The organism is Stenotrophomonas sp. YJH_SMC_43 (assembly GCF_059372535.1).
On sequence record NZ_JCAFVQ010000006.1, the window covers coordinates 103,824 to 116,997 of the forward strand.

The window sequence follows — 13,174 nt, forward strand, 5'->3', positions numbered from 1 at the left end:
CATCCCACGGAATGCCAGCTGTTGCTTCGGCCGTTGCAGTTGCCTCTGCAGGTGCAGGGCGCAGCCCTGCCGATACCCCTACCGCACTGGGACGTCGTACGCGGTGCCGGGATCCGGTTCCGGCTGGAACGTGTAGTGCCACCACTCCTGCGGATAGTTCACGAAACCACGCCGTGCCATTGCCTGTACCAGTTGCCGCCGGTTCGCCTGCTGCGTCTCACTCAGCCCGCTCGTCTGCGTATGCGCGCGTGGCCCGAAGAAATCGAAGTCGGTGCCCATGTCCAGCGGCAAGCAGGTGCCACTGCGGCAATCCAACAGGCCCAGATCCACCGTGGCACCGCGGCTGTGGCCGGAGCGCTCGGCGATGTAGCCGTCGGCCAGCAGGCGCGGCTTGTCCAGGTCCGGATACTGCTGTGCCTTGCGCGAGAGCTCGCGCGGATCGTTCACCCAGGCCATGAAGGCCTGCACCGAACGCACCGGCCGGTAGCAGTCGTAGAGGCGCAGGCCGAAGCCATCGGCGCGCAGGTCCTGTTCCACCTCGGCCAGCGCCTTCGCCACCGGCGCCAGCAGGTAGCAGGACGACGCCTCGTAGCCGGGCACGCGCGCGCCGGTGAAGTTGTTGGCGCCGGCGTAGCGGATGTCCATGTCGATGCCTGGCGACAACGCGCGGATCTCCACCAAACCAGCGCTGGCCGCGTCGGTGGCCGGTGAAACACGCGGTGGCTCAGCGGCGCTGGCGGTCGCTGCCAGCGCAGTCGCCAGTACGAGTGAAATGCAGGTCCTGGAAGTCATAGCTGAAGTCGATGTCCGGATCGATGGCGCGCAGGTCCAGCGTCGGTACCGGGCCCTCGCCTGGCTGCAACCACGCCTGCGCTTCGTCGCCAAGCGTATCCCAGCGCAGCAGCCAGCGCCCCTGCAACTTCAGCACGGCCGCCTGCAGCGCTGGCGACTTGTCGACGCTGAAGCGCAGGCCGTCCTTGCCCGGGCACAGCGAGGCCGGGCCCAGCCAGGGATCGGCGTAGCGGCCCTGCCAGCGCTGCAGATCGGTGACGGCGGCCGGTTGTGCGCCCCTGGTGGAGGGCACAGGACTCCCCGTGGCGGCGCGCACGGCCCGATCAGCCGCCAGTTCCGCTAGGTAGTACCCCACATGCTGCGCGTCTTCCGGCGCGGTGAACTGTTTCAGCGTCGACTGCATCAGCGCGGTACGCGCGTCTTCGGCCTCGCCGTTGATCAGTATCACCACACCGACCTTGCGGTCCGGCAGCAGCGCCAGCGAGGAATACATGCCTGTCAGGGTACCGGTATGGGCGACTTTCCAGTGCCCGTCCATGTCCGACACCCGCCAGCCCAACCCATAGCCGTAGAAACGGGTGTTGTCCCAGTCGCGTTGGCGCTCGCCCAGCGGCATTGGCATGTGCAGCGTCCACAGCATGCGGCGCTGCTCGGCGCCCAACCACGCCGGTACCAGCGCCGGGTCCAGCAGCACCTGCATCCAGCGGGTCATGTCGCGCAGCGAACAGCGGATGCCACCGGCCGCCATCGACGTCAGATCGGGGCTGAGCGCTCCATCACCAGCGACCACCACGTTGCGGCCATCGCGCCGCACATGCGGTTGGGCGACATTGCCGATCTGCTTCACCGACCATGCGCCCACCTGGCAGCGGGTCATCCCCAGCGGCTCAAACACCCGCTCGCGCATCAGCTGGTCATAGGGCTTGCCACCGGCGGCCGCAGCCACCTCACCGGCAACGACGTACATCAGGTTGTCGTAGGCATAGCCGCTGCGGAAACTGGTGACCGGTTTCAGGTGTGCCAGCCCGGCGATGACGTCGCTGCGGGTGAAGGCATTGGGCTCAGGCCACAGCATCAGGTCGCCGGCACCCAGGCCGAGGCCGCTGTTGTGGATCAGCAGATCGCGTACCTGCAGATGCTCGCCCACCCACGGGTCATGCATGCGGAACGCTGGCAGGTGGCGCTGCACCGGGTCAGCCCAACCCAGCTTGCCCTGCTGCACCAGCGTGGCCAGCAGCGCGGCGGTCATCGCCTTGCTGTTGGAGGCGATCTTGAACAGCGTGTCCTCGTCGATGCGGCCACCGTCACCACGCGCGCCTTCAGTGTGGCGATAGACCACCTGGCCATCCTCGACCACCGCCATCGCCAGCCCCGGCAGGTGCTCGTGCTGGTCCACAAAGGCGATGGCGGCATCCAGTCGTGCGCCATCCACTGCTTGGGCAGCGGGGCTCGCCAGTACAGCGACCAGTAGCAACAGACGATGCAAGGCAGTCTCCGTCAGGCGGTGCCGGATCATATCCGGCGATCACAGACCCGCGCCGCCCGGCAGGGCGGCGCATGGATGCGTCCTCAATAGCTCCAGGTCACCGTCAGCTGTGCGTAGCGCGGTGACTGGAATCCAGTGCCATAACCATACATCGGGTTCGGCGTTCCGATGCTGTCCTGCGGCTCGTAATCCTGGTCCACGGTCACCACGCGCTGCTGGTTAAGAACGTTGTACACCGCCAACTTCAGGCGCAGGTCGGTGGGGATCGGCACTTTGTACGAAACACTCACGTCCAGGTCGTAGGTCCACGGCGTGCGCCCATCGCCACCGCGCGGGGAATGCACGAACACACGTTCGGACGGTACGGTCGCCTGGCAGTTGGACACGCACACGTAGTAGCTGTGGAAGTCGGTGTCGTCGAAAGGATTGCCGGCACCGAAGCGCGTGATCGGGCTGCCCGACTGTACGCCCAGGGTGGCGGCCACGCTCAGGTTCTCGGTCAACGCGTAGCTGCCGCGGAACTTGAACTGGTGGCGGCGATCGTTGGCCAGGTAGCCGTAGCCGCGATAGTTGACCCACGGGTTGTCGAAGTTCTCGGTGCGGCCGGCATCGGCGAAGTCGGTATCGGAGTTGACCGGGCCTTCGGCGTTGCCGCGCCCATAGGCCAGGGTATAGGACGCGTTGAAGCCCCACTTGCCATCCCACGCACGGTCGACCTGCAGTTCCAGCGCCTTGTAGTCGCGCTTGGGCTTTACCCAGCCGCGCTGGCCCACGTAGTTGCCATCATCGTCGTACAGCGCCCAGCCTTCCCTGGATGTGTCGATGTTGATCCAGCCATCATTGGTGCCATCACAGTTGGTGTCGCCCCAGACAGTGTTGGTGCGTCCCGGGTTGCCCATGATCCACACCCCGTCGATGGCACCGCATTGGCCGGTGGCGGTGATGTTCATGTCATCGATGGCGTTGTGCAGGCGGCGGTAAGTCACGCTGGCGCCAACCGACCAAGCCTCGTTGATCATCTGCTGGAAGCCCAGGATCGCTTCATCCTGGTAGACCGGATCCATGTCCCGGTTCACTTCAGCGCGCAGGTCCGGCACGCTGCCATCGCCCTGCGAATTGTCCACCGGTCCGATCTGCGCGCCCAGCACCGGCACATTGTTGGCCGCGCCGCTGTAGCCCAGGAACTCATACCAGGTGCGTTCGTCGAGGAAGCCACCGGCCTGCTTGATGTTGATGACGTTGGCCACCGGCAGGAAGTAGCGCCCCAGGTTGCCAAACACCTTGGTGGTGCCATCGCCACGCACGTCCCACGAGAAGCCGAGACGTGGCGCCACCATGTCATCGATCTTGATGTAGCTGCTGCCATCGCCGCCCTTGTTGTCGAAGGCTTCCAGGCGCACGCCCATGTTCAGCAGCAGGTTCGGCGTCACCTGCCAGTTGTCTTCCAGGTACCAGGCCGAGTTGATGGTCTCAAACGCACCCTCCACCTCATAGCGGCGCGTACGCGCCACCAGGCCACTGGCCGGCACCACGCCGCCGTTGAGTGAACTTCCCGGAGTACGCGCATAGATGTCGTAGCGCAGGCCGCCCGGACCGGGGTAGGCACGGCTGTAGTCGGAGGTATTTTCCTCGCGGTCCATGCCGAAGCGCAGCAGGTGATTGCCCAGTGTCCATTCGAAATCGGCGCGGGCGGCCTTGCGGGTATCCAATGCTGATTCCAGCTGCGAGCTGCTGGTGCAGCTGCGGTCACCCTGCAGCGAGGGTGGCACGCCCTGGCTGGCCGTTCGGTTGTCGAACACACGGTTGCAGTTCTCGTCCATCAACGAGCTCTGCATGCGGTTGCGCTTGTTCTCGCCATACATCAGCTTCATGGTCAGGTCGCTGTTGACCTGCCAGCTATAGGTGCCGGACCAGTTCTTGCCGCCCACCGTGTTGTAGATCTGGTTGCTGCGCTCACCCACAGTCTGTCCCGTGGCGTAGTCGTAATCGTAGACATCGGTGAGCGTCTTGCTCTTGTCCGAGAATCCGAACAGCGACAGCATCTGGTTGTCGGTGATCTGCCAGTCGATCTTGCCGCCCCAGAACGGATCATCGGCCTTGCCCTGGCTCAGGCGGGTGCCAGCGTCGTTGGTCGATGTCGGGCGGTAGTCGCGAGCTTCATACATGCCGAAGAAGAACAAGCGGTCCTTCACCAGCGCACCGGACGCGAATACGTTCAGCGCACTGCGACTGTAGTCATCGCGGCTCGCTGTGATGTAGCGGCTGCCGCTGCCGTCGTAGCGGTCGCGCGCCTGCGACTGCCAGGCACGCGGTTCGAACACCAGTTCGGCACCGGCCTTGAAGTCGTTGCTGCCCGACCGGGTGACTGCGTTGATGACACCGCCGGTACTGCGCCCGAACTCTACCGAATAGCCGCCAGTCTTGACCTGGAATTCCTGGTAGAACGAGAACGGCACCGACGAGAAGCCGACCCGGTTGTAGAAGTCGGTAACGTTCAGGCCGTTGATGTAGACGGTGTTCTCGGCCACCGACGAACCACCGAAGGAAATGCCCTGGCCGCCCAACGAGCCCTTGCCCTTCACCGCGCCGGGCGCGAGCAGTGCCACGGCGGTGATGTCACGGTCCACCGGCAGGCGCGAAAGCTCTTCGCGGGTGATGTTCGTGGCCGATTCGGTGGACTTGACATCCACCATCGACACCACCTGCGGTGCACGTACCTCGACCGTACCCAGCGTGCTGACCGCACCCAGCGGCACGTTCACCGTGGTCGCACTGCCAAGGCTGACGGTGACCTGGCCAACACGGCTGGCCGCTCCACCCGGCAGGCTCACGTCCATCTCGTAGGTGCCGACCGGCAGCAACGGGATACGGTAGCTACCATTGGCGTCGGCCTGCACCGATCGGACAAAGCCCGTGGCGGGGTTGCGTACGGTGACCGTGGCACCGGCCGGCACCTGGCCGGCATCGCTGACCAACCGGCCGACCACCGAACCATCCTGTGCGAATGCGCTGGGCGCGATCACGCCCAGACACGCCCCGAGGGCGACGCACAACGCCGCCCGCTTGATGCTGTAAGCCTTCATCCCCTGCTCTCTCCTGCAAGAATTGAATGGTGTGAGTTGCGATGTGTCGCGCTAGCGTTGCCCGGCTGGCAGTACCCGCCACTGGAAGTCGTAGCTCCATTGGTCGAAGTACAGGTTGCCGCCTGCCCACTCGGCCTCGCCGCGCTGCGAGTCGACCGTTTCCGAGCGGTAATGCTGCTTGGCCGGCACAAAGGGCTGGCCGAAATCGTCGTTGAAGGCGATGCGGTAGCCGTCGAGGCCACCCAGATAGAAATTGCGCAGTGCAGGCACATCGCTGGCCAGCGCGCCGGTGGTCACGTCCATCGGCAGCCAGCCGTACGGCGCCAGGTAGACCTGCCCCCAATCATGCAGGTTGTTGTAGCCGCTGCCATCGTCGGAGAACACCATCCCCGACTGCCAGCGCGCGGGAATGCCGTTCATGCGTAGCAATGCGATCAGCAGCAGGGTCTGCTGGCCGCAGTCGGCATGGCCAGCGCGCAGGGCGTAATCGCTGATGTTGCTGAGCGTGGAGTATTCGCGCGCGCCCGCCCATGGAATGCGATCGACCGCCGCGAACAGCTTGCGCACCACTTCATACGGTCGCGTCTCACCCTGCAGCACCTGGTCGGAGAACAGCTTCAGCGAGGGGGTGAAGCGCACATGCGGCAGCTGTTCGGCCAGGTAGGGCTTCAATGCGGGATCGTTCGGTGTGGCCTGCACCTTGGCGGGATCGATCGCGGTATGCCGCGCGAAGATCGTCATCGCGTAGCGGATCTCGAAGCGGGTCGGCTGCCCGGCCACCGCTTTGGCTTCCAGATAAGCGGTGCGCTGCAGGGTGCTGGCTGGCGCCACGCGTGCCTTACCGGGCGCGCTGCCCAGCCACTGCACCTGCTCCTGCTGGCCCGGAATCTCGCGCGGGTACGGAATCCAGGCGCGCACGGTTTCGCCGGCCGGTACGGCGTCGGCCTTCACCGTGAGCGACTGGGTGAATTCAATGCGCTGCGGCAGTACCGACGCCTGGCCACTCTGTTCGGCCGCGGCAAGCACGCGCGCGTGGTGTGCATTGAGCACCTCGTTCGGGCCCGGCGCCGGCATCGGTGCATCCGCGCGGCGGCGTGCGCGTGCCTCATCGCTGAGCAGGAACAGGTTCGACGGTGCGCGCTTGAAGTACCAGCGCGCGCCATCGATATCGAGGTGTTCAATCAGGCCGAGCTGGTCCCAGCGCGCGAATTCCTCGTCGGTGAGGTCGGGAATCCAGCGGCGCACGGCGGACTTGGCGGCGGTTTCGTCGAGGGAAAAATCCAGGCGGATGCGGCGCATGCGTTCTTCCTGGAACGCGATGTCGTCGAAACTGACGCCAGGCTCCGCCGCGTCGGCAGCCGACCAGGTGTTCAGTTCGCTGTGAGCTTCAAAGAACCGTCCCGCGTCGATCATCTGCACGACGCGCGCAAACTGGATGGCTGAGGGCGGCGGCTCCGCTCCCGCCGACCACGCCCACAGCAGCAGCGCGGCACAGAGACCGGCGGCGGCAGGCAGACACGGTTTGCGAACGGCAGACTCCACAGCGACACTTCCCCAGCGCGGGTGGTATCGGCTGTGTAACACGGGCCGGGATGCCGGTCAATAATTTATTCTTGATTTCGAAGCCGAAAGGAATAAATATTCCAACAGGCATTCGAGGAGGGTGTGCACCGCATGAGCCTGGCTTCCCGCGAACCGCGCCGGCGTTGGCCGCGCCGGTTGACCCTGGCCCTGTGCCTGCTGGCCGCCCCGGCCTTTGCACAGCCTCCCGTGGCACCCGATCCCGGCGCACCGCTGCCCTATGTGATCGGCCTGCACGAGGCCTACCTGACCCCGCAGTACTGGGCCGCGCGCCTGGGCAACGCCGATGCGCCGATTCTGGACCGCGCGCAGATCGAGGCACAGAACGCGCGGATGCGGGCACAGGACAGCCACATCCAGGACATCGCCGCACTGCCCGCCCAGCTTGATGCAGCGACGGTGCGTGCCAGCATCACCGCGCTGTCGAGTTGGCCCACCCGCGCCCTCTACAACGACAAGGGCCAGGCGATCGCGACCGCACTGCGCAGCGCGATCGAAGCCAACCTCGGCCTCGATGCGATTCCTGCCCAGGTGGCACCGGCCTACGGGCTGGTGGTGAAGCGCGCGGCACTGCGTACCTTCCCCACCCGCGAGCGGGTCTTCAGCACTGCCGGTGACACCGACATCGACCGCTTCCAGGAATCGGCACTGTTCCCCGGCGACAAGGTCGCGGTGGTCCATCGCAGTACCGATGGCCGTTGGCTGTTCGTGCACAGCGAGCGCTACAGCGCATGGATCGAGGCCGATGCCATCGCCAGCGGCGACAAGGCCACGGTGCTCGGCTATGGCACGAAGGGCCCGTACCGCATCGTCACCGGCGCCACCGCGCAGACCGCCTACACCCCGGAGGAACCGCGCGTCTCGCGCCTGCAGCTGGACATGGGCGTGCGCCTGCCGGTGCTGGCCGACTGGCCCGCTTCAGAACCCGTGAACGGCCAGCAGGCGCACGCGTCGTGGGTGGTGCAGCTGCCGGTGCGCGAGGCCAACGGGCGCCTGAAGCTGGTGCCGGCGCTGCTGCCGCGCTCGCAGGACACCGCCGCCGACTACCTGCCGCTGACCCCGCGCCTGCTGCTGCAGCAGGCCTTCAAGTTCCTGGGCGAACGCTACGGATGGGGCCACGACTACGACACCCGCGACTGCAGCGGGTTCGTTTCCGAGATCTACCGCAGCTTCGGCGTGCTGCTGCCGCGCAATACCAGTGCACAGGCGGTCAGCCCCGCGCTGGATCGCCTGCCCTTCACCGGCAAGGACGGCAAAGCGGTACGCGACCGCGCCGTCACCGACCTGCAGGTGGGCGACCTCGTCTACATTCCCGGGCACGTGATGATGGCCATCGGCCATGTCGACGGCCGCACCTGGGTGATCCACGATACGGCGGGCGGCAGCTGGTTCGGTACCGACGGCACGCGCGTACAGGCCCACCTCAATGGTGTTTCGGTCACGCCGCTGGAGCCGATGATGGCCAGCGATACCGTCCGCTACATCGACCGCATCACCAACATCCAGCGCCTGCGGGCCAAGACTCCTGAATGAAGATCACTGCCATCGAACTGGGCATGCTGCGCGTGCCGCTGAAGACGCCGTTCAAGACTGCCCTGCGCACGGTGGAAACCGTGGAAGACGTGGTGGTTCTGATCCGCACCGACACCGGCCACACCGGTTACGGTGAAGCCCCGGCCACTGCGGTGATCACCGGCGATACGCACGGCTCGATCATCGAAGCGATCCGCCACTTCATCGCCCCGCGCCTGATCGGCCAGGACGTGGTCAATCTCAACCATCTGTGCACGCTGGTGCAGACCGCGATGGAGCGCAACACCAGCGCCAAGGCCGCGGTGGAAATCGCGCTGTACGACCTGTGGGCGCAGCTGCACGGTGCGCCGCTGTACCAGATGCTCGGTGGCGGCGACCCGGTGATTACTACCGACATCACCATCAGCGTGGACTACATCGACAAGATGGTGGCCGACTCGCTTTCAGCGATCGAACGCGGCTTCGAGTCGCTGAAAATCAAAGTCGGCAAGGACATCGGCCTGGACATCGAACGGGTCAAGGCGATCCATGCGGCGGTGGAAGGCCGCGCCCTGCTGCGCCTGGACGCCAACCAGGGCTGGACCGCCAAGCAGGCGGTGCATGCGATGCGCACGCTGGAAGAGGCCGGCGTGGTACTGGAGCTGCTGGAGCAGCCGGTGAAGGCGGCGGACATCAGTGGCCTGAAGTACGTCACCGACCGCGTCAACACGCCGGTGATGGCCGACGAAAGCGTGTTCAGCCCCAGCCAGGTGATGGACCTGATCCAGCAGCGCGCGGCCGACATCATCAACATCAAGCTGATGAAGACCGGCGGCCTGTCCAACGCGATCCGCATCGCCGACATCGCCGGCATCTACGGCGTGCCGTGCATGATCGGCTGCATGATCGAATCGAGCATCAGCGTGGCCGCCGCCGTGCACCTGGCGGTGGCCAAGAGCGATGTGATCACCAAGGTCGACCTGGACGGCCCGTCGCTGGGCCAGTTCGACCCGGTCAGCGGGGGCGTGCATTTCAACGAATCGGAGATCAGCATCAGCGACGTGCCGGGCTTGGGCATCACCGAAGTGCGTGGGCTGGAGATGCTGGGGTGACTTCTGCCTTGCGGCTGGCCTGGCGTGCCACTGACGTTGGGTCGGGCGTTACTTTTCTTTTCGCGAAAAGAAAAGCAACCAGAAGACACGCTCCGCCGGCCGCGGGCCGACGTGCTTCGCACGCCGGTGCCCTGTGCTTCTCGGTCGTACGTGCGGCATCCCCCGCAAACCCGACCCGCCCGACCCACTCCATGACACGCTCTACGCTGCCAACCGCAACGCGCCTACACATGTCCGGACACCCCGCATGCCGCCCCTGCTGAAGATCCGTTCCGAGCGCGGGCAGATGTCGGCCATCGAGCGACGCATCGCCGACTTCATCCTCGACAACGCCCACCTGCTGCGCGACTACTCGTCCCAGCAACTGGCCAGTGCGCTCGGCATCAGCCAGTCCAGCGTCGTGAAGTTCAGCCAGAAGCTCGGCTTCAAGGGCTACCCGGACCTGAAGTACTCGATCGGCCAGGACGTGGCTCGCGCCGGTGCCAATCCACAACAGGCCCCCAGCGAACCCGACAGCGGCGATGACTACCTGCGCCTGGGCGACGCCCTGCGCCGCAGCAAGGCGCAGGCCGAAGAGGAAACCCGCCAGGCCAACCCACGCGAGGAAATCGAGCGCATCGTGCAGCTGCTCGACGGCGCACCGAAGCTGTTCGTCCATGGCCTGGGTGACGATGGCCTGTTCGCCCGCGAGTTCGCCATGCGGCTGTCACTGCTCGGCCTGCTGGTAGTGCCGCATACCGACCCGATCCTGATGCTGGCCAATCTGTCGGCCGCACGCCCGGGCGATGCGCTGCTGATGTTCTCCGAGTTCGGCAACCTGCCCCAGCTTTCGCAGCTGTCACGGCAGTTCCAGGACATGGGTGGCAAGGTGATTTCCATCACCCGCCACACCGCCAACCCGCTGCGCGCGCATGCTGATGCTGCGCTGGTGGTGTGTGCGCACGATCGCACGCCGCAGGTCGCGCAGCTGCTGTACCGTAGCGCCATGCACGCCCTGCTCGATTTCCTGTTCGTGCTGCTCTGCCACACCAATCCGGATCGCCAGCAGCAGCTGGCGGTGAACCTGGAGCGGATCGACCACCTGCTGGATTCCTGACCGGAGCACCTGTTGATGAAATCGCTGGTTCGCCTCGCTACCGCTGCGCTGCTGCTTGCTGCGGCGGTGTCCGTCCACGCCGCGCCGCTGGAGGGTGCGCGCCAGCTGATCGTGGTCACCAGCGATGGCTGGGACAGCACCCAGGGCCAGCTGCAGGCCTATGTGCGCGATGGCAAGGGCTGGCACGCGCATGGACAGGCGTTCCCGGTGGCGCTCGGCCGCACTGGCAGTGCCTGGGGCCTGGGCCTGCACCCGGCGCAGGCCGACGGCCCGCAGAAACAGGAAGGCGATGGCCGCAGCCCTGCGGGCGTGTTCGCGCTCGGCAGTTCGTTCGGCTATGCCGTCACCCGCCCGGGTACCGCAATGCCCTACCAGCCGATGCTGGACAGCAGCTACTGCATGGACGTACCCGGTTCACCGTTCTACAACCGCATCGTCGATGAAAGGAAAGTCGGCAGTGCGGCGATCAAGGGCTCCACCGAGCCCATGCGGCTGGACCTGCACAACAAGGGCGACGTGCGCTACCAGGAAGGCTTCGTGATCGCCCACAATCCGGACAACCAGCCGGGCAAGGGCAGCTGCATCTTCGCCCATCTGTGGCGCCAGCCGGGTGAGGCCACCGCCGGCTGCACCGCCATGCCGCAGGCGCGCATGCAGGCCCTGCTGAACTGGTTGCGGCCGCAGGATGCGCCGCGCTTCGTGCTGCTGCCGCGTGCCGAGTACACGCGCCTGCAGGCCCAGTGGCAACTGCCCGCACTGAGCGGAGACGCCCGTTGAGCGCGCAGGACGAACCGCAGCTGCAGCGCGCGGTCAGCCGCTGGCAGATCGTCGGCCTGTCGATCAACGATGTGATCGGCAGCGGCATCTACCTGCTGCCGGCCGCCACCGTCGCCCTGCTCGGTCCCTTCAGCCTGTGGGGCGTGGTCGCCGCCGGCATCGTGGTCGCGCTGCTGGTGCTGTGCTACGCGCAGGCCGCCAGCTACTTCGATGAACCCGGTGGCAGCTACCTGTATGCACGCGAGGCGTTCGGGCGATTCGCCGGGTTCGAGATCGGCTGGATGATCTGGTTGACCCGCATCAGTTCGGCGGCCGCACTGAGTAATGCACTGGCCGATGCGGTCGCGCGCTTCTGGCCGTGGGCCGGCGCCGGCATGGGCCGCATCGCGGTGATCGTGGTGTCGCTGGGCTTCCTCACCGGCGTCAACATCATCGGCGTGCGCTCGGCCGCGCGTACCGGCGTGGTGCTGGTGATCGGCAAGATGCTGCCGCTGCTGCTGTTCGTGGCCATCGGCGCGTTCTACATCGATCCGCAACTTGCGTTCTCCGGCCAGCGCCCGGACCCGCATGACCTGCAGCGCATGGGCGAAGCCGCGCTCCTGTTGCTGTACGCCTACGCGGGCTTCGAGAACATCCCGGCCGCGGCCGGCGAGTACCGCAATCCGCGCCGCGACATTCCGTTCGCGCTGATCACCATGATCATCACCGTCACCGTCATCTACGGCGCGGTGCAGGTGGTGGCGCAGGGCACGCTGGCCGGCCTGTCCAGCTCGGCCACGCCGCTGGCCGATGCCGCCGCCGGCTTCGGTGGCGAAGCGCTTGCGCTGATCCTGACGGTCGGCGCCACCATCTCCATCCTCGGCACCAACAGCAACACGATGATGATGGGCCCGCGCTTCCTGTTCGCGCTGGCCCGCGATGGCTACGGGCCGAAGATCCTGGCGCAGGTGCACCCACGCTTCCACACCCCGGCCGCCTCGATCCTCTGCCAGGGCCTGATCGCGCTCGGCCTGGCCCTGTCCGGTTCGTTCGTGCAGCTGGCCCTGCTGTCGATGACCACGCGCTTGTTCGCCTACATCGGAACGGCCGCTGCGGTGCTGGTGCTGGCCAAGCGCTACGCCGACCGGCCAGGTGCGCTGAAGCTGCCGGGTGGCCCGCTTATTCCGGTGCTGGCGCTGCTGCTGTGCCTGGCGCTGTTCGCCAGTGCCAGCTGGCAGAACATCGCCGCGGCACTGGTGGCGTTTGCCATCGGCGCGGTGATCTACAAGCTGCCGCGCAAGGATGCCGACGCCGGGTGATCGGTAACGCCGCGGCATGCCCGGCGGATTGATCTGGTGATCACGCTGCCGGACCGGGCCGTTAACCGCCACGCAGGCACGATCGGGCTTCGTCCACAACGGAGCCTTCCATGACCGAGTACCAGATCCCCGGCCGCGTACCGGACGACAGCACCCCGCGCGATGCGGTCAGCAACTACTGGCGCGAACGCTACACGGCCGAGCCCTACTACGACGACCAGTTGTTCTTCGAGGACTACGAGCCTGCCTACCGTATCGGCCATGCGGCTCGCGCACAGGACATGATCCGCGCCTACGAACAGGTCGAAGCCGAGCTGGAATCGCGCTGGGCCAATGAACGTGGCCGCAGCCGGCTGGAATGGGCGCAGGCGCGCGGTGCGGTGCGCCGTGGCTGGGAGGATGCACAGCTGGCGGACCCGCGGTTGAAGCGATAGCGC

10 protein-coding genes are annotated in these 13,174 nt (G+C 66.2%); 6 read left to right on the top strand and 4 right to left on the bottom strand.

Going from position 1 to position 13,174, the window contains the following annotated elements; genetic code table 11:
• Positions 1 to 78: 78 nt before the first annotated feature.
• The 4 genes from AC5QAH_RS19975 to AC5QAH_RS19990 all read right to left on the bottom strand — a co-directional run bounded on the left by AC5QAH_RS19975 (position 79) and on the right by AC5QAH_RS19990 (position 6,903).
• Complete coding sequence (locus AC5QAH_RS19975) at positions 79 to 792, bottom strand: M15 family metallopeptidase (RefSeq protein ID WP_241874449.1); 714 nt, start codon at positions 790 to 792, stop codon at positions 79 to 81.
• Positions 725 to 2,278 carry a serine hydrolase domain-containing protein gene (locus AC5QAH_RS19980; RefSeq protein WP_241877912.1) on the bottom strand — a complete coding sequence of 518 codons (1,554 nt, stop codon included), beginning with the start codon at positions 2,276 to 2,278 and terminating at the stop codon, positions 725 to 727. Before AC5QAH_RS19980 ends, AC5QAH_RS19975 begins: the two co-directional genes overlap by 68 nt.
• An 83-nt stretch (positions 2,279 to 2,361) precedes the next feature.
• Positions 2,362 to 5,361: a TonB-dependent receptor domain-containing protein gene (locus AC5QAH_RS19985; protein ID WP_164194467.1), complete on the bottom strand. Its 3,000-nt coding sequence runs from the start codon at positions 5,359 to 5,361 to the stop codon at positions 2,362 to 2,364.
• Between the two features lie 51 nt (positions 5,362 to 5,412).
• Positions 5,413 to 6,903, bottom strand: coding sequence for a transglutaminase-like domain-containing protein (locus AC5QAH_RS19990; protein WP_495232533.1), 1,491 nt, complete (start codon positions 6,901 to 6,903; stop codon positions 5,413 to 5,415).
• 132 nt (positions 6,904 to 7,035) lie between these two features.
• Here AC5QAH_RS19990 and AC5QAH_RS19995 point away from each other — a divergent pair, with 132 nt between their 5' ends.
• The 6 genes from AC5QAH_RS19995 to AC5QAH_RS20020 all read left to right on the top strand — a co-directional run bounded on the left by AC5QAH_RS19995 (position 7,036) and on the right by AC5QAH_RS20020 (position 13,171).
• Positions 7,036 to 8,475: an SH3 domain-containing protein gene (locus tag AC5QAH_RS19995; protein WP_311068877.1), complete on the top strand. Its 1,440-nt coding sequence runs from the start codon at positions 7,036 to 7,038 to the stop codon at positions 8,473 to 8,475.
• The gene (locus AC5QAH_RS20000; protein WP_012478950.1) at positions 8,472 to 9,566 is read left to right on the top strand and encodes a dipeptide epimerase; all 1,095 of its coding nucleotides are present in this window, start codon (positions 8,472 to 8,474) and stop codon (positions 9,564 to 9,566) included. The genes AC5QAH_RS19995 and AC5QAH_RS20000 overlap by 4 nt, the downstream gene beginning before the upstream one ends.
• Positions 9,567 to 9,813: 247 nt before the next feature.
• A complete protein-coding gene (locus tag AC5QAH_RS20005; protein WP_010484212.1) occupies positions 9,814 to 10,662 on the top strand; it encodes a MurR/RpiR family transcriptional regulator in 849 nt (282 codons plus the stop codon).
• Positions 10,663 to 10,677: 15 nt separating this feature from the next.
• Positions 10,678 to 11,439 (top strand): L,D-transpeptidase family protein, encoded by a 762-nt coding sequence (locus AC5QAH_RS20010; protein ID WP_495232534.1) that lies wholly within the window; start codon positions 10,678 to 10,680, stop codon positions 11,437 to 11,439.
• On the top strand, positions 11,436 to 12,737 hold the full coding sequence (locus AC5QAH_RS20015; protein ID WP_010484214.1) for an APC family permease: 1,302 nt from the start codon (positions 11,436 to 11,438) through the stop codon (positions 12,735 to 12,737). The genes AC5QAH_RS20010 and AC5QAH_RS20015 overlap by 4 nt, the downstream gene beginning before the upstream one ends.
• A 110-nt stretch (positions 12,738 to 12,847) precedes the next feature.
• Entirely contained in the window at positions 12,848 to 13,171 is a 324-nt protein-coding gene (locus AC5QAH_RS20020; RefSeq protein ID WP_010484215.1) for a hypothetical protein, read from the top strand.
• Positions 13,172 to 13,174 lie beyond the last annotated feature (3 nt).

Excerpts from the sequence above, each read along its gene's own strand:
- AC5QAH_RS19975 (WP_241874449.1), bottom strand. The coding sequence starts at position 792 with ATGACTTCCAGGACCTGCATTTCACTCGTACTGGCGACTGCGCTGGCA.
- AC5QAH_RS19985 (WP_164194467.1), bottom strand. The coding sequence starts at position 5,361 with ATGAAGGCTTACAGCATCAAGCGGGCGGCGTTGTGCGTCGCCCTCGGG.
- AC5QAH_RS19995 (WP_311068877.1), top strand. The coding sequence starts at position 7,036 with ATGAGCCTGGCTTCCCGCGAACCGCGCCGGCGTTGGCCGCGCCGGTTG.
- AC5QAH_RS20000 (WP_012478950.1), top strand. The coding sequence starts at position 8,472 with ATGAAGATCACTGCCATCGAACTGGGCATGCTGCGCGTGCCGCTGAAG.
- AC5QAH_RS20005 (WP_010484212.1), top strand. The coding sequence starts at position 9,814 with ATGCCGCCCCTGCTGAAGATCCGTTCCGAGCGCGGGCAGATGTCGGCC.
- AC5QAH_RS20010 (WP_495232534.1), top strand. The coding sequence starts at position 10,678 with ATGAAATCGCTGGTTCGCCTCGCTACCGCTGCGCTGCTGCTTGCTGCG.
- AC5QAH_RS20020 (WP_010484215.1), top strand. The coding sequence starts at position 12,848 with ATGACCGAGTACCAGATCCCCGGCCGCGTACCGGACGACAGCACCCCG.